General features: G+C 42.8%; 21 protein-coding genes. 6 read left to right on the forward strand and 15 right to left on the reverse strand.

The genetic code is table 11. From position 1 onward, the window contains the following. Positions 1-20 precede the first annotated feature (20 nt). Positions 21-506, reverse strand: coding sequence for a YaiI/YqxD family protein (locus NI455_RS01525; protein ID WP_171054293.1), 486 nt, complete (start codon positions 504-506; stop codon positions 21-23). 251 nt (positions 507-757) lie between these two features. On the opposite strand from NI455_RS01525, the gene NI455_RS01530 reads away from it, so the two are divergent. Beyond that, entirely contained in the window at positions 758-1,690 is a 933-nt protein-coding gene (locus NI455_RS01530) for a hypothetical protein (RefSeq protein ID WP_253112067.1), read from the forward strand. A 411-nt stretch (positions 1,691-2,101) separates the two neighbouring features. Here NI455_RS01530 and NI455_RS15475 read toward each other — a convergent pair whose 3' ends face one another. After that, positions 2,102-2,233, reverse strand: a complete 132-nt coding sequence (locus NI455_RS15475; protein WP_005103875.1) for a hypothetical protein — start codon at positions 2,231-2,233, stop codon at positions 2,102-2,104. A gap of 39 nt (positions 2,234-2,272) precedes the next feature. Continuing rightward, the gene (gene serC, locus NI455_RS01535) at positions 2,273-3,352 is read right to left on the reverse strand and encodes a 3-phosphoserine/phosphohydroxythreonine transaminase (protein ID WP_253112068.1); all 1,080 of its coding nucleotides are present in this window, start codon (positions 3,350-3,352) and stop codon (positions 2,273-2,275) included. 360 nt (positions 3,353-3,712) lie between these two features. Here serC and NI455_RS01540 point away from each other — a divergent pair, with 360 nt between their 5' ends. The 4 genes from NI455_RS01540 to NI455_RS01555 are packed head-to-tail and all read left to right on the forward strand — an operon-like array spanning position 3,713 to position 8,542. Then, the gene (locus NI455_RS01540) at positions 3,713-5,173 is read left to right on the forward strand and encodes a TolC family protein (protein WP_253112070.1); all 1,461 of its coding nucleotides are present in this window, start codon (positions 3,713-3,715) and stop codon (positions 5,171-5,173) included. Between the two features lie 11 nt (positions 5,174-5,184). Next, on the forward strand, positions 5,185-6,315 hold the full coding sequence (locus NI455_RS01545) for an HlyD family secretion protein (protein ID WP_253112072.1): 1,131 nt from the start codon (positions 5,185-5,187) through the stop codon (positions 6,313-6,315). After that, a complete protein-coding gene (locus NI455_RS01550; protein ID WP_253112074.1) occupies positions 6,315-7,445 on the forward strand; it encodes an ABC transporter permease in 1,131 nt (376 codons plus the stop codon). The genes NI455_RS01545 and NI455_RS01550 overlap by 1 nt, the downstream gene beginning before the upstream one ends. Beyond that, positions 7,442-8,542, forward strand: a complete 1,101-nt coding sequence (locus NI455_RS01555) for an ABC transporter permease (protein WP_253112076.1) — start codon at positions 7,442-7,444, stop codon at positions 8,540-8,542. Before NI455_RS01550 ends, NI455_RS01555 begins: the two co-directional genes overlap by 4 nt. Positions 8,543-8,560: 18 nt before the next feature. On the opposite strand, the gene NI455_RS01560 is transcribed toward NI455_RS01555, so the two are convergent. The 6 genes from NI455_RS01560 to NI455_RS01585 form a co-directional block, all read right to left on the reverse strand. Then, entirely contained in the window at positions 8,561-8,995 is a 435-nt protein-coding gene (locus NI455_RS01560; RefSeq protein WP_253112078.1) for a DUF3887 domain-containing protein, read from the reverse strand. Between the two features lie 68 nt (positions 8,996-9,063). Further along, complete coding sequence (gyrA, locus tag NI455_RS01565; RefSeq protein ID WP_253112080.1) at positions 9,064-12,045, reverse strand: DNA gyrase subunit A; 2,982 nt, start codon at positions 12,043-12,045, stop codon at positions 9,064-9,066. A gap of 319 nt (positions 12,046-12,364) precedes the next feature. After that, positions 12,365-13,024, reverse strand: coding sequence for a hypothetical protein (locus tag NI455_RS01570; protein ID WP_148334287.1), 660 nt, complete (start codon positions 13,022-13,024; stop codon positions 12,365-12,367). Between the two features lie 180 nt (positions 13,025-13,204). Next, positions 13,205-14,137, reverse strand: a complete 933-nt coding sequence (locus NI455_RS01575; RefSeq protein WP_005252481.1) for an FAD-binding protein — start codon at positions 14,135-14,137, stop codon at positions 13,205-13,207. An 18-nt stretch (positions 14,138-14,155) separates the two neighbouring features. Further along, entirely contained in the window at positions 14,156-14,908 is a 753-nt protein-coding gene (locus NI455_RS01580) for an electron transfer flavoprotein subunit beta/FixA family protein (protein ID WP_004280496.1), read from the reverse strand. Positions 14,909-15,431: 523 nt separating this feature from the next. Continuing rightward, entirely contained in the window at positions 15,432-16,037 is a 606-nt protein-coding gene (locus NI455_RS01585) for a LysE family translocator (RefSeq protein ID WP_253112082.1), read from the reverse strand. A gap of 112 nt (positions 16,038-16,149) precedes the next feature. Between NI455_RS01585 and NI455_RS01590 the strand changes: the two genes are divergently transcribed. Continuing rightward, positions 16,150-16,644: an Lrp/AsnC family transcriptional regulator gene (locus NI455_RS01590; protein ID WP_004645712.1), complete on the forward strand. Its 495-nt coding sequence runs from the start codon at positions 16,150-16,152 to the stop codon at positions 16,642-16,644. A gap of 209 nt (positions 16,645-16,853) precedes the next feature. On the opposite strand, the gene NI455_RS01595 is transcribed toward NI455_RS01590, so the two are convergent. The 6 genes from NI455_RS01595 to lptM all read right to left on the reverse strand — a co-directional run bounded on the left by NI455_RS01595 (position 16,854) and on the right by lptM (position 21,458). Next, positions 16,854-17,237, reverse strand: coding sequence for a hypothetical protein (locus NI455_RS01595; RefSeq protein ID WP_164543195.1), 384 nt, complete (start codon positions 17,235-17,237; stop codon positions 16,854-16,856). Between the two features lie 231 nt (positions 17,238-17,468). Next, a complete protein-coding gene (gene xerA / locus NI455_RS01600) occupies positions 17,469-18,404 on the reverse strand; it encodes a site-specific tyrosine recombinase/integron integrase (RefSeq protein ID WP_005252485.1) in 936 nt (311 codons plus the stop codon). Beyond that, entirely contained in the window at positions 18,405-19,010 is a 606-nt protein-coding gene (locus tag NI455_RS01605) for an alpha/beta fold hydrolase (RefSeq protein WP_253112084.1), read from the reverse strand. 87 nt (positions 19,011-19,097) lie between these two features. Then, positions 19,098-19,943, reverse strand: coding sequence for a diaminopimelate epimerase (dapF, locus tag NI455_RS01610; protein ID WP_253112086.1), 846 nt, complete (start codon positions 19,941-19,943; stop codon positions 19,098-19,100). Between the two features lie 12 nt (positions 19,944-19,955). After that, positions 19,956-21,200 (reverse strand): diaminopimelate decarboxylase, encoded by a 1,245-nt coding sequence (gene lysA / locus NI455_RS01615; protein ID WP_253112088.1) that lies wholly within the window; start codon positions 21,198-21,200, stop codon positions 19,956-19,958. Between the two features lie 24 nt (positions 21,201-21,224). Continuing rightward, positions 21,225-21,458, reverse strand: coding sequence for an LPS translocon maturation chaperone LptM (gene lptM / locus NI455_RS01620; RefSeq protein WP_195726050.1), 234 nt, complete (start codon positions 21,456-21,458; stop codon positions 21,225-21,227). Between the last annotated feature and the right edge of the window lie 60 nt (positions 21,459-21,518).

Here is a 21,518-nt window from a genome sequence, read left to right on the forward strand (position 1 = left end):
CGAGTCACTCTGAATAAGGCTTAAAGCGCGGAAGTTTTACGTTTTTGTTTTTGGATGGTCTGATCGAGTGCGCTGGAAAATTCGCGTTTATCCCGTTCTGAAATCGGGGGTGGCCCGCCCGTTTGCACACCTGCACCGCGTAAGCTGTCCATAAAATCGCGCAGATGTAAGCGCGCTTTGACATTGGCCGTAGTATAAATTTCACCACGGGGATGAATCGCAATTCCGCCTTTTTCAATCACTTCCGCAGCCAAGGGAATATCTTGGGTCATGACAATATCATGCTCTTTCATGCGCAGAATAATCTCTTTATCCGCAGCATCCGCCCCACTCATCACCTGAATTGAATTAATTCTGACCGAAGGTGTGATTCCGACTGGCTGGTTGGCAACAAAAGTGACTTCCAGCTGATAGCGATCCGAAGCACGAATAATCACATCTCGCAGCATACGGGGCAATGCATCGGCATCGACCCAAAGTTTGAATGGCAACACAGGGCTTCCCATTAAGGTATAAATCATGGTTATTCTAGCAAATTGCAGTGATCAGGTTGATGATTAAATCGCTCCATTTTCATTGCATCTGTCATCAGTATTTTAAATAAGTATGTGCCCGGTAAAACTGGCATGATTCACGCGAGAAAAAAAATTGACTTCATTTGACTGGCATTTTAATTTTAAAATTCATTCGATTGACTTGAAAAATCGCAATGACCCTCGATTAACTATAAATACATCATCCAAGATCAATTGTGCATATGAAAAATCAGAATAGCCCAGAGATCATCACCATTGATGATCAAAATTTCGGTAGTCATGTCGAACATTGGACCTTGCTCACCGACAACCCTGGCACAGATGTTCCACAGTGGTTAGGCAAAGCTCTTGATGAACCAATCATGCCGATGGGCCTTTGTACACAAGAATGTGATATGGATGCAGAGACCTGGCTGATTCAGGGACCGAGCAAAGCTGCGGTACAGTTGAGTCAAGTGATTGCCGTCGAAAACAACAAACCTCAAGCAGTAAAAACTGCATTTCCGTGCTTTGACAGTCCTTATCAGGTGAAAGCCACGATTGACCGGATTATTAGTTGTAAATCCAATACTCAGGCTGTATTGCGCCTGAATCTGGGTGCTAATAATATTATTTACGCTTTCGATAACCTGTATAGCGTCAATCATCCGCATTATGAAAAAGACCAGTCCTATGTGGTGAATCTGAATGGCTGGGCCTATGAACTTGAAGCGGTCGCAGATCATGAGCATCTGGTGGTTGATGATCCGGCTTCGATCAAGCACCACCGTGCCTTGAATGATATTCTGGCTGTCAATAATGGTGTAGCACCGGATAATTTGCAGGAACAGATTGATGCCTGGCAGCCGCAGTGTGAAGAAGATAAAGAACCTGTAACCGTAGATTTTTCTAAAATGGTAGCTTATCTATACGGCGAAACCATGGGTCAGGAAGATGAAGCCTGGTTCCAGGGCAATATTGTCGGTAAAACGACTATGCAGTTTATGGGTCAGGACTATACCCTTTATGATGTCACCCTCATTCATGATGAAGGCCAGCCTGCGACCTTGATCCGGATTGCAACGCGGAATGACCAGTACAGAGACTTCCAGATTGGCCAGTATATTCGTGGCAACTTGTGGATTCAGGCCAATATTTATAGAAAAGCGGCCTAAGTTCAAACAGAAAAAGAAGATATTCATTTTGATGGGTATCTTCTTTTAATCCATCTATATCCTTACTTGTCATTTTAATTTTTGATTATTTTTTATACATATTTTCTGGCTTAATAATCTATTTAAATTCATTAAAAACCGAGTTATCCACATTTTTAAATTCAAATAAATTCATTTTAAATATTTAAAATAACCCTAAAAACCTTGTAAAAATAAGCGATTGATTTCTCATATAAATAATCTGTTGTCATACAAATCTAATATTTAAATAAAAATGAAAATTTATGCTCTTTAATTAAAAATGTACTTTATTTAATCAATTTTTTATGATAAAAATACTCACAACAAATTAGTATTAACGATAAATAGATCGGACAATAAATATCTATGAAAATCGTGCAAGAAGAAACATTACAACAGGTCGAGCATCATCTTAGCTCCCGCTATAATATTGATATGATGTCCTGCCTTTTTTTCATGTTGGGGATGCTGATCTGCGGATTCATCCTGCATACTTTTATTTTCTAAAATTATTGTATTCATAAAAAACCCAGCTTGTGCTGGGTTTTTTCGTTTCAGGAATTAACCATTGCGTTTGGCAAAGTCATCCATAAAGTTCACTAATGCCTGCACGCCCTCTAAAGGCACGGCATTATAAATACTTGCGCGCATACCGCCAACCGAACGGTGACCAGCAAGATTTAATAAATGCTGCGCTTCAGCTTCTTTCAGGAACTGTTTCTCAAGATCAGCATTGGCCAAAGTAAATGGTACGTTCATGATCGAACGGTTTGCTTTTGCAATCGGATTCGCATAAAAATCGCTTTGATCGATATAACCATAAAGTAAGTTAGCTTTCTCAAGGTTCACTTTGTGCATGGCATCTACACCGCCATTTTCTAGCAACCACTCAAACACCAGACCAGACAAGTACCATGCATAAGTTGATGGTGTGTTGACCATTGAGCCATTTTTCGCTTGATCTGAATATTTCAAGATGCTTGGAATTTCAGGTTTAGCTTGATCGAGTAGATCATCACGAATGATCACCAGCGTTAAACCAGCAGGCCCGATATTCTTTTGCGCACCCGCATAGATCAAACCAAATTTAGAGACATCTAAAGGTGCAGATAAAATGCTAGATGAATAGTCACAAACTAATGGCTTGTCTGTTTCAGGAATTGAGGCAAATTGCAAACCGCCAATAGTTTCATTATCCGCATAATGCACATAAGCTGCATCATCAGAAAGATTCCATTCGCTTTGTGTACTGATCGCATATTTGCCATCAATTTGGATACCCGCTTTTACAACATTGATATCGCCATAACGCTGCGCTTCTTTCAAGGCTTTTTCAGACCAGATGCCGGTATCGATATAGTCTGCTTTGTTGTTTTTGCCAAGCAAGTTCAATGGAATTGCCGAGAACTGTAGTGATGCCCCACCCTGCAAGAACAATACTTTGTAGTTCTCAGGAATATTCATGAGTTTGCGCAGGTCTGCTTCCGCTTTTTCAGCCATGGCAACATAGTCGGAACTACGGTGGCTCATTTCCATGATCGAAAGACCTTTGCCATACCAGTCAAGCATTTCAGCTTGAGCTTTTTCAAGTACGGCAGTCGGTAATGCAGCAGGACCAGCACAGAAGTTGTACGCGCGCATGATTTTTCCTTTCAGAGTGAAACACAATAAAATGATGGCATTTAACCATATCTGGCAGGGTCTTGCACAAAATTATTTCAATCTATGAGTCAAGATAGAGTCAAAAAATCAATGTAGATTCACAAGATAAATTGACCGGTATTTTAGCCTGCTGTTTTTATCATCTTTGAACTAATAATTGAAAATATTCAAGATTAAGCCACTTTTTAATTCTGGATACTCTCTCAAAAACAGCCGATAAGTATTTGAAATACAGATGTAAAAGAAACAATACTATAACTTTACACTAGTTCTATCTGCATACCTTTGATTTATACTAGCCGGATAACATCACCGGCTTAAAATCAGTTTAGCGACTTTATGAACTTAAAGAAAAATAAAAGACAGCTTGTCTGGGGTTTAAATCTGCTTGCATCAATGATGTATGGCAGCTTTGCTCATGCGCAGAGCATCAGCTTTCAGGACGCTGAACGTCAGTTGTTGCAAAATTCTTATAGCAGCCAAGCCTATCAAAGTCTGGAACAGGCCTCAAAACTTGAAGCTGAAGCGGTGAAAGGTATAGGTCTGCCACGAATCGATCTGAATGTTCGTGCGTATGCCTTTCATAATGAACTCGATCTACCTTTGGGCGCATTAAAAAATAATTTAGAGCAATCCTTAACGGATGGTGTCAATAATAGAATTGATGAACTGAACTTAGGTGATCTGGCTGACCCGCTAAAAAATAGTTTAAGACAACCTATTCAAAATGGGGTGGGCTTAATTCCTGATAGTTCGCATGTCGTGCTGGATGACCAGGTGATTCGTCCGACGATTTCAGTCATGATGCCGCTTTATACTGGTGGACTGACAAGCAGCGCCAAAGAAATCGCCAATATTCAGGTCGGTCGTAGTCAGCTCAGCAACAAACAGCAGCAAGACACGCAGCGTTTTGAACTGATTCAAAGTTATTTCAATGTGCAGCTTCAAAAGCAACTGCATGCAGCTGCGCTGTTTAACCTGAATGCCATGCAGCAGCATTATCGCAATGCCTTAAAGATAGAACAGCAAGGTTTTATCAGTAAAGGCCAGCGCATGCAGTTTGAAGTGGCACGCAATAATGCCGAGCGCAGTCAGCAAAATACGCAGGCCAATTTGAATGCTGCCCTGTTCCAGCTGAATAATCTGCTTCAGGAAAGTAGCATCACCGAACTTTCGACGCCTTTATTTGTCAATAAAACCGAGCCACAGGCCTTAAATCATCTGCTGAAAACCTTTAGTCAGAACTCTGCGCTAATTCAAAAAATGCAGCTGGATACCCAATTGGCTCAAGCCAATGTCAAAGCCCAGCAAGCAGCGAAAAAACCGAATGTTTTTGCTTTTGGCGAATATAGTCTGGATCAAAAGGAAAACTGGATTGTCGGGGTTGCCGCACGTTATAACCTGTTTTCCGGAATTGATAAAAACAAAAATATTCAGGCTGCCGAACTCAAACGCTCTGCCACAGAACTGCTCACTGCACGCACCCAGCAGGAAATTGAAAATCTGATTTATAAATCTTATAGCGAAGCCCTCAGTGCACAGCAAAGTGATGCGCTTCTGGCACAAAACTTGAAAGCCGCACAGGAAAATTTACGCATCCAAGAATTGTCCTTTAAAGAAGATACGGGCACCGCCACACAGGTCATCGATGCACAAAACTTGCTGAGCGGATTACGAGCCGAAACTGCCTTGAATGCCTACAAATATGTGATGTCACTGGCCACACTATTACAAAGCCATGGCTCGATTACAGAATTTCCGACCTACATTCAACATACCAATACCCACTATATTCGCTAATGGAGCCGAACATGAACGAAGATCAAAAACCGAATGATCCTGTGAATGAAGCGGCTTCATCCAGCGATACAGAAAAATCGCCTGCGCAACAGGTAGAAACAAAAACTGGAATAGAAAACAACGCGACGACTTCGACCGAGCAACAACAAGCTCCTGAAATCGCTAAAAAGAAAAAATATTTATTGCTTGCCCTGATTCCAGTTCTGCTGGCAGTCATCGCATTTGGATTATGGAAAAGCTACCAACCGGCTCCGCTGGAATTGCAGGGTCGTGTAGAAGCTGAAACGGTTCAGGTAGCGACCAAAGTGCCAAGCCGTATTGAAGAAATTTATGTAGAAGAAGGTCAGCAGGTCAAAAAAGGTGATGTACTGGTGCGCTTAAACAGCCCGGAGATTCAAGCAAAAAAACAGCAAGCCGTAGCGGCTTTACAATCTGCATTGGCTTTACAATCGACTGCTGAACGTGGCTCGCAGGAAGAAAATATCGCTAGCCTGTATGCCAACTGGCAATCGCTGAAAGCACAGCAAAATTTAGCCAAAGTTTCTTATGAGCGTGGTGCAAATTTATTTAAGGAAGGTGTGATCTCACGCCAGCGCCGTGATGAATTATTTGCAGCCAGTCAATCAGCGGCGCAAATGACTGAAGCGGCGTATCAGCAATACGCACGTGCCAAACGTGGCAGCACCTCGCAGCAAAAGAGTTCTGCCGATGCACAGGTAGATATTGCCCAGGCTGCGCTGGATGAAGCCAATGCTTTAGAAGCAGAAACCCAATTAGTTGCACCTGTAAACGGAACGGTGTCTAAAACCTATGGCAAAGTCTCGGAGCTGGTAGCCACCGCAGTCCCTGTGGTCAGCCTGATTGAAGATCAAATGTGGGTGAGCTTGAATATTCGTGAAGACCAATATGCTCCATTTCAAAAAATGAGCAGTATTGAAGGTTATATTCCCGCCCTAGATAAAACCGCTACTTTTAAAATCAAACAGATCAGTGCCGAGGGCGAATTTGCCACCATTAAGACCACACGCCAAACCGGCGGTTATGATGTCAGAAGTTTTAAGCTGCATCTTGTGCCCACACCAGCGATTCCTGAACTGAAAGTTGGGATGAGCGTGTTGTTTAAACTGAAAGAGACCCCATAATGTGGACGGGTATATGGCGCGAACTGCGCTATCTGCTCCGAGAAAAATGGGATCTGTGTCTGGTCACGCTGGCACCTGCACTGGTGATTATTTTATTCAGCAGCATGTTTGCTCAAGGGAAACCGGATCATTTACCGATTGCGATTATTGATCAAGACCAGAGTGCGCTGAGTCAAAGCATTTATCAGCATGTGGCGCTGAATCATACTCTTAAAATTGCTACGGTGTCGGAACAAACAGCTGAGATTGAGCGCCTGCTAAATCAAAATAAAATTTGGGGTTATATCCATATTCCAAGCGGCGCCGAGCAACGTCTGGTTCGTGCTCAGGATGCTGACATCAGTATTGCCTTTAACCAGAGTTATTTCAGTATCGGAAATACCATTTCGTCTGCCATGCTGGTTAGTACCCTGCAAGCACTCGCTGAATTTAGCGGACAGCAATATCTGGGCAACCGGCTGCCCTCTCTCGAAGCACCGTCACCGCATATCAAAATATCGCCACTGTATAATCCGCAGCTGAATTATGAATTCTATCTGGAACCCTATGCCATTCCGGCAATTCTGCATTTACTACTGTGTTGTTGTGTGGCATTTTCCGTCGGTCAGGAACTGAAGCGGCAGACCTTAACAAGCTGGGTCAGCAACTCATCCATCTGGATGGCATTGCTGTCTAAGAACCTGGTCTATGTGGCTATTTTTAGTCTATGGACCTGGATCTGGATGTTCTGGCTGATTGAAATTCGCGGCTGGTTTGTTGCCGGTTCGCTCAGCCTGATTCTATCGGCACAATTTCTGCTATATAGCGCTTATGCATTTTTAAGCAGTGCAGTGGTTCTGGCAACCAAAGATTTAAGTAAATCTTTTGGCATCATTGCGGTCTATGGCGGTTCATCTTTAAGTTTTGCCGGTGTGACTTTACCTTTAAATAATGCGCCCCTATTCACCCAGTTTTGGTCCAATATTATTCCGTTCACGCCCTATGCCAAATTACAAACTGAACAATGGGTGATTGGTAGTCCATTGCATATTTCACTGCAAGCTGGATTAATGCTGCTGATCTATGCCCTAGTCTACGCTCTGCTGGCTTATCTGTTTCTTAAAAAAATCGCCAAAGGAGCAACACCATGAAATCCCTTTGGTTTTACTATCTACAAAGCTTCAAAGATATTGTCAGTCACGGCACAATCTTTACCACGCTGATTCTATCTGTCTTGTTTTACAGCTTTTTTTATCCAACTGCTTATCAGGCGCAGCAGGCTGAAGCCTTACCGATTATCATTGTCGATGAAGAACAAAGTAGCTTAAGCACCCGCATTATTGGTCAGGTGGCACAAAGCCCCAATGTCGAAATTCAGGCGATTACCGGAAATTTTGCCGAAGCCAAACAATGGATGGAATCTCAAAAAGCCGATGGAATTTTACTGCTGCCGGACAATTTATCGCAAAGCTTAAGGCATGGTGAAACAGGTGGCATTGGCCTGTATTTAAGTACAGCCAACTTTTTAGTGACCAAACAAATTGGTCTGGGCTTAGCCACATCAGTTGAGCAAACTTTGGCAGATTATGCTGAACGCTTTGGCGAGGTCTCGGATTTTTCACCAGCCCTTTCTGTGCATCAAATTCCTTTATTTAATCCACTGTCCGGCTATGGCAGTTATGTCTTTCCTGCGGTTGCACCCTTAATTATCCACCAAACCATTCTTTTGGGTTTGAGTATGCTGATTTTGGTATATCGGGAAAGAAAAATAGAATTAAACGCAAATGCACTCATGGGAATGGGTTTAGCAGTCTTTACTATTGGCTGTCTGGGATGTTTCTATTTATTCGGTTTCAGCTTCTGGCTGTTTGATTATCCGCGCGGTGGCAACCTGTTCGGGATGCTACTGGCTGTTCCGGTTTTTATCTACACGATAATTGGCATGACCTGCCTATTTGCCAGTTTTCTGGATCTGCCAGAACGTGCGGGTCATGTGATTGTATTCACTTCCATTCCACTGTTCTTTTTATCTGGTGCGGCCTGGCCACATGCTGCCATGCCTATCTGGATGCAAGTCGTTGGCGAAATCCTGCCTTCCACCCAAATTGTGCAGATGTTTATTCAACTCAATCAGATGGGTGTACCTACCGCACTGGTCTTACCTAAACTGCTCTATCTTGGAATGATCGGCAGCATGTGCTTTTTCTTGGCTTATCGACGTTTAATTTCTGGTCATCAAAGCAGATAGAACATTATAGCAATGCGCCTATTCTACTTTTTTACTTGATTCGCCAAAGACCTGAATATTGAAATTACGAATCTTGTTGCTACCATTCGGCTTATCAAAACTCACATCATACTGAACCAGATTCTCCGGATAGGCAATTTCATAACTGACCTTATATTGTCCAGGCTGATTGGTTGCTTCTTCAATCTCTTTGGTCATTAAAGTCTTAGACTTGTATTCACCTTGAGGAATTGAACGTGAAAAGCGTTTCATCAGCTTTTCATTATCCTTAAACTGGGTTTGCAACTGCGGTTCTAACTGATCCAGAAATTCCTCATATTTCCCGTCACGCAAATCCTCATAAGCCAGCTGTGCCGCCTTTTCCTGTTCAGGACTCGGATTCGGAATATTGTCCATTGAATTACAGCCAGTCAATGCAACCGCTGCTGCCAACAACATTAATTTGGTTTTCATCGCTTACCCTTATGCAGTCAAGGTTTATAAAAAAGGACGCCGAAGCGCCCTTTTTATCAGTAAAAAACTTATTCTTCTACTGAATTTTCACCATCTTTTGCAACTTGCTCAGTTTCAGCTGCTACATCTGTTTCTGCTACTAAAGATTCTGCACCTTCAATCGCTTCAACAAACTCATCTTCTTCAACCGCTTCGATTGAAACGACACCAACCAGCAATTCCTCATTACCTAGGCGGATCAGACGAACACCCTGTGCGTTACGACCGGTTTGCGCCACTTCAGATGCACGGGTACGAACCAGCGTACCGCCATCAGAGATTAGCATCAGTTCTTTAGAAGCATCGATGGCAACAGCGCCCACCAATTGACCGTTACGTTCAGAGGTCTTGATCGCAATCACGCCCTTACCGCCACGTTTCTTGGTCGGGAAATCATCTACTGGAGTACGTTTACCATAACCATTTTCAGATGCACACAGTACTTCGCCAGTTTCAGGTACAACAACCAGTGATACGATTCGGCTAATCAATGCTGAATCTAAGCCATCTTCGTCATCAGACTCGATCTCAGTTTCATCATTTTCTTCTAGCTGTGCAGCTGCACCAATAGTCACGCGCATACCACGTACACCTTTGGCAGAACGGCCCATTGAACGTACATCAGTCTCTGCGAAGCGAATGGCTTTACCTTCGTTCGAGAACAACATGATTTGCTGTTCGCCATCAGTAATCGCTACACCAATCAAGGTATCATCGCCATTCAGCTCAATCGCACGTAAACCGTTTGAACGAACATTTGAGAACTGTTCAAGCTCTACACGTTTAATCGTACCGTATTCAGTCGCCATAAACACATAGAAGTTTTTACGTACCGCTTCAGCCTGCTGAGCAAAGTCATTGATAATGTCATCATCAAGGTCTGTTGCAGAAAGCTCCAAGCCCAACTGTTTCAATTGAATACGCAATGCATCAGAAATATCATCCGCACCATCTTCAGATTCAGTCAGGGCAGCTTCAAGCTCGGCAAAATGAGCATTGATCACTTCATTGGCTTGCAACTGCGCTGCATTGGCTTTTACAAATGCCTTGAAGTCAGCCAGACGTTCTTTAAATTTCTTCGGCGCGTCAATGACAGGCAAGATCGCAGTAATGGTCTCGTTTTCATCCAGTGGCAGCAAGTTCACCATTGGGCGGCCTTTGGCACCACGTGATGCTTGCGGCACTTCATACACTTTCAGACGATAGACCTTACCAACGTTGGTAAAACAAAGTACTGTCGCATGACTTGAAGTCACAATCAGATGTTGAATGTAATCATCTTCTTTCATGCTAGTCGCAGACTTACCACGGCCACCACGACGCTGTGCAGCGTAGTCAGACAATGGTTGAGTTTTCGCATAACCTGATTTCGATACCGTCAGAACCATTTGCTCTTCAGGAATCAGATCTTCACGAGAGAAATCGATACGTGACTCGACAATCGACGTTTTACGCGCATCGCCATACTGCTGAAGAATCAAGGCCAATTCTTCACGAATCACGTTCATCAACAGATTAAAGTCATTCAAAATTGCAGTCAGTTCAGCGATTTGTGACAGAATTTCGCTATATTCAGCATGTAACTTGTCTTGTTCAAGACCAGTTAAACGATGCAAGCGAAGTTCCATAATTGCATTCACCTGGGTTGGTGACAGACGATAAATCTCGCCATCCAAACCAAACGGGCGACTTGGGTCTTCACCTTCAATCTCATCTGGGCGTACAGAAACTGAACCGGCTTTTTCCAGCAAGGCCAAAACACCGCCACCAGCCCACTCACCTGCCTGCAAACGCTCACGCGCTTCAGCCGGATTCGCAGAACTCTTGATGGTTTCGATGATGGCATCAATATTCGCCAGGGCAACGGTTAAACCTTCCAAGATATGACCACGTTCACGCGCTTTGCGTAATTCGAACATAGTACGACGCGTGACCACTTCCTGACGGTGACGGATAAACGCGGCAATGATGTCTTTCAGGTTCATCAATTTTGGTTGGCCATTGTCCAGACAAACCATGTTGATGCTGAAAGAGTTTTCAAGTTGCGTGTTCTGGAACAGGTTGTTCACGATCACTTCAGCGTTTTCACCGCGCTTCAGGTCAATCGCGATACGCATACCGTCTTTGTCAGACTCGTCACGAAGCTCTGAAATACCTTCCAGTTTTTTCTCTTTAACCAGTTCAGCAATACGCTCAATGGTTTTTGCTTTATTAACCTGATATGGAATTTCAGTGAAGACAATCGTGGTGCGGCCATTCTTCGGATCTTCTTCGAAATGGTATTTACCACGGATATGCAAACGGCCCTTACCGGTACGGTATGCATCGACGATACCTGATTTACCGTAAATGATGCCGCCTGTCGGGAAATCCGGACCAGAAATATATTCCATCAATCCTTCAATGCTGATTTGAGGATCATTGGCATAGGCCAGACACGCATTCACAACTTCAGTCATGTTATGCGGCGCCATATTGGTCGCCATACCAACTGCAATACCAGTGACACCATTAATCAATAAGTTCGGCACACGGGTTGGCATGACTTGAGGAATACGCTCAGAGCCATCATAGTTGTCTTCCCACTCGACGGTATCTTTTTCAAGATCCGCTAACAGTTCGTGGGTCAGTTTACGCATACGCACTTCGGTATAACGCATGGCTGCTGCGCTATCGCCATCAACCGAACCGAAGTTACCTTGACCATCAACCAATTGGTAACGCAAGCTGAAATCTTGCGCCATACGTACAATGGTTTCGTATACGGCAAAATCACCATGCGGGTGATATTTACCGATGACGTCACCGACTACACGTGCAGACTTTTTATAAGCTTTGTTATAGTCATTGCCTAATTCGTGCATTGCGAAAAGCACACGACGATGAACAGGTTTTAAACCATCTCGTACATCGGGCAATGCACGTGACACAATCACGCTCATCGCATAATCGAGATATGAGCTTTTAAGTTCATCCTCAATGGCAATCGGTCTAATTTCCGATACGCTCATGCATACTCCTTATTCTACAAGCCAATTTTGGCTTGTATTTATATGTCGTAAAACTAGCAAAATCATTAACTCAAACGACTGAGTTAAAAACTAAAATACAGCCCTAAATTATAGCATAAACACTTGTATTTTTGTGTCGAAATATTCAGCTTAACCTTGTTAATTATCTTCATTTTAGTGATCATTTTCTTGTTATTTCAAAACCGAAAATCAGCGCATCCAGACAGGATTTTTCAATACCCAAAATTTTGAGAAATACAGTACTACAAAAACAAAATGCGCCAATCAACTGGCGCATCTTCATCGTTTTTCTATATTTTTATTGTGCCTGGTTCAGTACTTTACGATAGCTCAGCACAGCCACAATCAGTAAAACTGGCAATAACATCTCCACCCCTTCCTCAATGGTCATAATCATGATTTGAGTATGCGGCACCAACTGGATGCCGAATTCATCTTTCAGGGTTGAAGTCGTGCGATCGAGCACCTTGCTTAGTCCGCCACAGGCAATGGTAAGGAAGATAAAAAAATGTGCAATATTCAAAGAATCTTTCATGCTTCGTATAGTTTGAACCAGCTTTTTTGCCAGTACCAGAAAGACAAAAATAATCCCGAGCAATAAAATAAATCCGAGCAGCTTATCCATGAGCGGAATTTCAGCACTGCGATAGAAATTAGTTTTGATAAAACTCATTTCAAACACCTGCTTATGGAAATCCATTTCCCGTAATCCCAACAATGTCGCTGCTATAGCCGTAAACACTCGGGTATTAGGTTTGATTTCAACATTGAGCAAACACAGCACTGCCAGCAAGTACCATAACCATGGACTCATGACTTCAAAAGCGCCTGATTCACTAAATAAATACTGAGTCACCGCAGGCGGTGCATTCAGGGCAGTATGAATACAAATACCCAGATAAAGCGCAATCAGCAGAAAACTAATGAACAGGATATGGGCGGCTTTGGAAAAGGACATGATTAAAAACAGGAGAAAAAGCAAACTGGGATTTTATCACTTTTCATGCAAATGAAATACTCTAGTTTCGGCTGTAGAGTATTTTTAAAATTTTTGCATAAAAAAAACGCCCTTGGACAAAACAGGAAAGCATTGCTTTCACTGCTTGCACAAGAGCGTATTTTGAACCCGATTCAGAAATTAGATTTTAGAAACCAATTCTGGAATTACAGTGTTCAGGTCACCGACTAACCAGTAGTCAGCGACTGCATTGATTGGCGCTTCTTCATCTTTGTTGATCGCAACGATCACTTTAGATTCTTTCATACCAGCCAAATGCTGAATCGCACCAGAGATACCTACAGCGATGTACAGGTCAGGTGCAACGATTTTACCAGTTTGACCCACTTGCATATCGTTTGGTACGAAGCCAGCATCTACCGCAGCACGTGATGCACCTTGAGCAGCACCAAGCTTGTCGGCCAATGGATCAAGGATCTTGTGATAGTTCTCACCAGAACCTACACCACGACCACCAGAAACCACAATACGCGCAGCTGTCAGTTCAGGACGTTCAGATTTTACGATTTCTTCGTTGATAAACTTAGAAATACCCGCATCACCAGTAGACGCAGCAGCTTCAACAGCAGCAGAACCACCCTCAGCAGCTACAGCATCAAATGCTGTACCACGAACAGTCGCCAATACGATGCTTTCGCCTGATTCTACAGTCGCAATTGCGTTACCTGCATAGATCGGACGTTTGAAAGTCTTAGGACCATCTACCGCAATGATGTCAGTGATCATGCTTACGTCAAGAAGCGCAGCTGCACGTGGCAAAATGTTTTTACCAGTTGTTGTAGAAGCAGCAAGGATATGTGTATAGCCTTTACCTAATTCAGCAACAAGTTTAGCCACATTTTCAGCCAATTGGTTTGCATAAGCAGCGTCATCAGCAAGTAATACTTTGCTTACACCCGCAACTTTAGCCGCTTGGTCAGCAACTGCCTGAGCGCCAGAACCAGCAACCAATACAGTGATATCACCACCGATTTTTTGCGCTGCAGCAACAACGTTTAAAGTAGCAGCGTTTAATGCTTTGTTGTCGTGCTCAGCGATAACTAAAATACTCATGATTTTTATCCTTCTGTATTAGATCACTTTCGCTTCGTTTTTCAATTTTTCTACAAGCTCGTCTACAGACTTCACTTGTACGCCAGCTTTACGCTCTGCAGGTGATTCAACTTTCACTGTTTTCAGTTTAGTTGCAGGGTTTACACCGAAATCTGCAGGTGACTTGGTATCCAGCGGTTTTTTACGCGCTTTCATGATGTTTGGAAGTGCCGCATAACGAGGCTCGTTCAAACGCAAGTCCGTGGTAATGATTGCTGGAAGTTTCAGCTCAACAGTTTGTAAACCGCCGTCTACTTCACGTGTTACTTGTACTTTATCGCCATCTACTTTTACTTCAGAAGCGAATGTACCTTGACCTGCACCCATTAGAGCGCCAAGCATCTGACCAACCTGATTCGAGTCATCATCAATTGCTTGCTTACCAAGAAGGATCAATTGTGGTTGTTCAGCGTCAACAACGCCTTTCAGAATTTTAGCGATTTCCAGCGCACCCAGTTGGCTGTCATCAGCTTCAACCAGAATACCGCGGTCAGCACCAAGCGCCATTGCAGAACGGATCTGTTCTTGGGCTTCTTTAGGACCAATAGAAACAACAATGATTTCTGAAACAGTTCCTTTTTCTTTTAAACGAACCGCTTCTTCCACTGCGATTTCACAGAATGGATTAATTGACATTTTAACGTTAGTTAAGTCAACACCACTGTTGTCCGGTTTAACACGAACTTTAACGTTGGCATCAACCACACGTTTTACAGCAACAAGAGCCTTCATGTAATCCTCGGCTGTTTTAGCAAATGTAAATGTTGAGAAAAGTTAGTGTAACTCTTCACTTAAATTTTTTTAGGTGCCCTATCTTGCAATGTGTACGGCATTTCGGTCAAGTCACAATTCAACAAAGAGCTGTAAAAATGCGTAATTTTCCCTGAACGATGCGTTCACAATTAATTGTTATCGTTTTATTACAATGAAATGCATCAATATTTACTTAAAATTTAACCATTGATTTATATTATTTTTTTATCTGATTAATCACATCAGAAGTTTTGATTGATGACATTTAATTTAAACTGATTTAAAGCAGCTTGAAGCAAAACAGCCGGAATATACGTATGTCAGCTTTTGTCATTTTGGACAGAACTCTTTTTGAGAGCGAATTAAACCTAATATAAAGACAAATTGACCAAATAATAAACCAGCGCATTGAATTCTACGCCGACAAAGTGAATATTTAATTTCAAATCTTCACAATTATAAAAAAAGCATACTGCGAACAGTATGCTTCTTTGCAATCCGATTAATTAATGATTAACCAGCTTGCGGCAAGTGCCAGTAAACCACCAGAAGTTCCATCTACCCATTTTTGTTTACGTTCATCCATTTGGGTTTTTTGGCTGATTTTGCTGAACAAAATACTTAAGCTACAATACACTACAAAAATCAGACTGATAAAAATAAAGGACAGGACCAAACCTTGGCTGACAGTATTGGCGGATTTATCAATAAACTGCGGCAAAATCGCAAAATAAATCAACATGCCTTTTGGATTTAACAGCGCAGTAAAAAAACCTTTTTTAATCGGATTGGCTGAGGTCTTTTTCTCAATGTTCAGCGCTTTTTTACTGAATACCGATTTGAGCAAATTAAAGGCCAAATACAACAGATACGCAATCCCAAGCCAGCGAATTGTTTCAAACAGCACCGGAAAAGAGATAATAATAGCCGCAATTCCGAGTGCCACCAGAATAGAATGCACCAGATAACCGCAACACACCCCTAAGGTTGCCATCATGCCTGCTTTTGCATCTTTACCCATCACTTGAGACAGGATAAATAACATATCGGGTCCAGGCGTAAAAATCAGGGGAAGTACGGTCAGTGCAAAGAGTACAAATACAGACATTTCCTTTTCCTTTCAAACTCCAGAAAGTGAAACAAGTATCTGCGATTTTTTACAAAATTGGCTTTCAATTTATTTTATAATAAGTATTATTTTTCGAATATTATTCTAATTTATGAAAATATCCACCAAGTCTGTGCGGGTAAAACTTGATCGAATTGATAAAAATATCATTCGACATTTACAGGCCAATGGCCGTATTCAGAATAATGATCTGGCACGTGAAATCGGACTTTCACCTTCATCCTGTTTACGCCGGGTAAAATTACTGGAAGATGCAGGCGTGATTCAGAATTACACGACTATTGTCGACCAACAAAAAATTGGTTTTCAGCTGATTTTATTTTCACGCATCTGGTTAGTCGGTCAGGATGCCGAAACCATTGATACCTTTATTGAGGCGATGAAAGAACTGCCTCAGGTGATGGAGTGCTACATTATTTTGGGAGAGAGCGATGCCATGTTGAAAGTCGTGGTGCCTGATCTGGAAAGTTATCGCAAATTCCAGTCCACACATCTAACTAAAAAAAATGGTATTACCAGTGTCAAAACGGATTTACCCAGCCAGATTATTAAACAGAGTTTCCAGCTGCCTTTAGAAGATTTATAGGCAAACTGATTTTAGATAACGAAGCTATGTTCTTAATTTAGGATTTAAATAATCGTAGCTTGCTTAAATCACAACCTGTGTTACAAACACATAGATGGCAAGTCCTACCATAAGGAAAAGGTTGCCTATAGAAGACAACCTTTTCCTTTTAAACAAAGCCAAACCACAAGACTGAATCTTATTTTTATGCTGTGTGGATGCTTCAGAATTTACTCAGTTTCTTGTGCTAAAAAATCACGATGTACATGGCTTAAATCTACCAGCTCATAGTCTGCCAATTCAAAAATTTGCCAAATTGCAATCGCATCTTCTTTTAAATCGACTGCCTGGGTCGCACGATTCGACAATTGCCATTGCAAATCAGAAATCCATAAATAGTATTGTCCAGTCGCCGCATTAAAGGCCTGAACTTTTCCATCGGCATTAATCCCTTGAATGATGGCGCCTTCAGGTAAGGTCGCTTCAAGATTGGGTAAGCTAATTTCCACAAAATGCTTGATTTGTCGCAGACCATAACCCGCAAACATTTCTTTTTGAGCTTCACTTAACTGTGCATATTTTTGCTCAATATCTGCAATTACCAGTGTGTCCATGTCACCTCCCATCGGTCAAATACTGAGACACTGCTCAGCAATATTTCATTTTAAATATTAAATACTAGTTATTGTTATACCTGAAATGGCGCATTTAACGAATAAGACAATAGTGAAATGCTTACCCGAACGCCAATGTTCAGTTCAATTCCATTTTAAGGTTTATATATGAAAGTTTTGTGCCAAAAATACAATTTTCATGATTTTTATTCTTTAAAACTGGGCACATGATCAATCTTCTTTATGCTGCGCACGCGGATGGGCCTGATCATAAATCTGGGCCAGATGGTCAAAATCGACATGAGTATAAATTTGCGTAGTGGTTAAATTACTGTGTCCCAGCATTTCCTGCACCGCGCGTAAGTCCCGGCTATTCGACAACATATGACTCGCAAAACAATGTCTTAATAAATGTGGATGTAAATCTACATTCACGCCTGCGCGCTGCGCCTGAAACTTGACCCGATTTTCAATTTGTCGTGCACCGAGCGGATTGCCTTTCTGGGTAATAAATACATTCGCCTCCGGCACAAAATCACCATTCCATAAGGGATAAACTTGCAACCAAGCCATCACGCTGTCTTTGGCCTTGGAACCGAAAGGCACTATCCGGGTTTTATTGCCTTTACCAGTAATGCGTAATAACTGCCGGTTGAAATCAATATCTTTAATTCTCAGGCTTTGCAGTTCTGCCAGACGCAGCCCACTGGAATAAAGCAATTCTAACATCGCTTTGTCCCGGAGCCACATTTGCTGTTGTATTTCATTTTCAGGCGCAGGCTGATCAATAATTTGGTTGACGGTTTCAATATCCACCATGCCCGGCAAAGGACGCGATTGACGTTTTAACTGAAAATCATCCGCCGGATTAAAAGCCATATGCTGAGCCTGCTCGGCCCATTTCATAAACTGACGAATAGCCGAAAGCATACGTTGCAGGCTGCTAGGACTGAGCTGATGCTGTTCCACTTTTTCAGCCAGAAACTGGCGTAAATCGGTGGCTTCTACATCGTTTAAATTGAGCTGCTCACGCTGGCAAAACTCTAAAAAATCTGAGACATCACGTTCATAGGCTTGCAAGGTATGTTTGGACTGGTTTTGAATTTCACGTTCTTTCAGCCACATGTTAAGCAAGAGTTGAGGTGGGACAATCACTGCTTGCTCCATTTAGAGTTGCTCCAAATAATCTTGAATCAGCATTGCAACCTGATTTGCATGAGTATTGGCAAAGAAATGATCTCCACCTTGGATAATATGCAATTTTGCATTTTTAAAAATTCCTGCCAAGTATTGTCCAAGCTGAACAGTGCTTAAAGGATCATGATCTCCCCAGATCAGTAAGATCGGAACGTCAAGACTTTCAAGCTGAATGCGGCTAAATTCAGTTTGGTCTTGTACAAACCAGTCCGGTGCTGTTTTAAAATGTTCACGATAATCTGTTCGCCAGTCTGCACAATGAAATGATTGCAAATTCAGGCCACCAGATGTCGCCAACAATACCAGTCCTTTGACTTTCTGTGGATGCTTAAGTGCCAACCCAACGGCCAAGACACCGCCCATAGACTGGGCAATCAGAATGGAATCATTCTCAATTTTTTCTTTCACGAATTCTTGCAGATCATACAGGTTTTGAATGACCAAATTTGGTGCTACGCCATCAAAGCCCGGATAGGCAATGACTTGCTGATCTTGATATTCGGTTAATGCTGCTCTTAATGGCTGCCAAAAGTGCTGGCTTCCTGAAGCACCCGGCAGGAACACAAGCTTATTCATCTCATTCAAATTCTACGGTTTTTCCCATCCTAGCATAAAAAAAGCACCATCGATCAGACAGTGCTTTTTTCTCAAGCGGAACCAAGCTTAACCCTGGAAATAACGTAAATCCAGACGTCCTTCATATACGGTCGCCGTTGGTCCAGTCATCCAGACCACATCACCTTCTTTCCACTCAATTTGCAACTTTCCGCCAGCCAGCTCAACTTCAACTTTACTCGAAAGCAGACCACGGCGCATACCTGAAATTGCGGCAGCACAGGCACCTGTACCACAAGCCAAGGTCTCGCCGACCCCACGTTCATAGACACGTAAACGGGCATGCTTTTCATCAATGATCTGCATAAAGCCAGCATTGACCCGTGCCGGAAAGCGCGCATGCGATTCAACTTGTGGGCCAATCCGTGCGACATCGGCAGCAATCACATCCGGTACAATCGTCACCGCATGTGGATTACCCATATTCACCACATCAATCGTCAGCTTTTCACCGCCAGCGAGATCAATGTCATACAGGCTTTCTGGTGCATCGGCCAGGAATGGAATTTCCTGAGGCAGGAATTTTGGATAGCCCATATTGACCCGTACCCAACCATTCGCACCCAATTCAGGCTCTACAATGCCAGATTTGGTTTGCACCTTGATTTTGGTTTTGGTAGTCAGCTGACGATCATGCACAAACTTAGCAAAACAGCGCACGCCATTGCCACATTGTTCCACTTCTGAACCATCGGCATTAAAAATCCGATATTTAAAGTCTGCACTCGGGATATCAGGTGGCTCAACCACCAAGAGCTGATCAAAACCAATGCCGAAGTTACGGTTAGCCAAACGCTGAATGGTCAAAGTGTCTAAATAAGCACGCTGGCTGATCAGATCAACCACCATAAAGTCATTGCCCAGACCATGCATCTTGGTAAATTCTAATAACATCCTGATTTATCCTTAAGGCAATAAACGCTCACGTTCCCAAAGTGATTCAATCGTCTCACGTTCACGAATCAAATGTGCCTGATCAGCATCGACCATTACCTCAGCAGCACGTCCACGGCTGTTGTAATTTGAACTCATCACAAAACCATACGCACCTGCACCGAGTACTGCCAGCACATCATTTTCCTTGATCGCAAGCTCACGCTCTTTACCCAGAAAATCACCAGTTTCACAAATTGCGCCCACGACATCCCATTCTTTCGTTTCGACATCGGTACGAGGTGTAACAGATTGAATGTCCATCCATGCTTCATATAAAGCAGGACGAATCAGGTCATTCATCGCAGCATCAATAATCGCGAAATTACGGTGATTCGTTGGTTTTAATAGATCCACTTTAGTCAGCAGCACACCTGCATTGGCAGAGATACTACGTCCCGGTTCCATATACACTTTCAAGCCCAATTTTTCTAAAGCTGGACGTAGCGCATTGGCATATTCTTCAACCGACGGCGGGGTTTCATCTTTATACGTCACACCCAGACCACCGCCGATATCGATGTGTTTGAGGTGAATGCCCAGCTCTTTTAACTGGTCGATCATCACAATGACACGATCCAGTGCATCCACAAATGGCTGGGTTTCAGTCAGCTGTGAACCGATATGGCAGTCAATCCCGACCACATCCAGATTTGGCAATGACGCTGCATATTGATAAGTTTCAAACACGCTATCCGATGGAATACCGAATTTATTTTCTTTTAAGCCGGTTGAAATATAAGGATGGGTTTTGGCATCGACATCCGGATTCACACGCAAGGAAATCGGCGCTTTGACATTCAATTCAGCCGCAACTTTCTGGATACGATCCAGCTCGGCATACGATTCGACGTTAAAGCAGGCAATCCCGACTTCCAACGCTTTTTTGATATCCGCTTCAGATTTACCCAAGCCCGAAAATACGATTTTCGATGCATCACCACCGGCTTTCAGCACACGCGCCAATTCACCACCGGTCACAATATCAAAACCGGCACCCTGTTTGGCCAACACATTCAATACCGCAAGATTAGAGTTGGACTTTACCGCAAAACAGATTTGATGGTCGATAAAATCAAAAGCACGATCCATATCTAAAAAATGCTTTTCCAAAGTAGCTTTAGAATAAACATAGAGTGGTGTGCCAAATTGCTCCGCGAGCTGTTGTAATGAACATTGCTCAGCGTGCAATACCCCATTAATGCGGGTGAAACTCATGAAGGTATCCTTTCTGTGAAAGCGTTATGGTGTGGTTTTAACGTCTGAATCGGTAGGTGCAGCAAACTGTTGTTGCACGGGTGCCTCGCGTTCTTCATCGGACGCTTTAGGCTCAGTTTCAGTATTTTTGTATAACAGATACTTGGCACGCTTGTCGTAATTCGGATCATTTGGCAAGTGCAAAGCACCTGACTGTCCACAACCTGCAAGAACAAGACCTGTCGCTAAGATACTGATGTAGCAAATGACTTGGCGCATCTGACCACCTAATGTAATAGTTTCGATGAAGTATAACGCGATCATTCGGCATGACCCAAG

Source organism: Acinetobacter lwoffii (assembly GCF_024129435.1).
In the GTDB taxonomy this organism is placed as follows: Bacteria; Pseudomonadota; Gammaproteobacteria; order Pseudomonadales; family Moraxellaceae; genus Acinetobacter; species Acinetobacter lwoffii_F.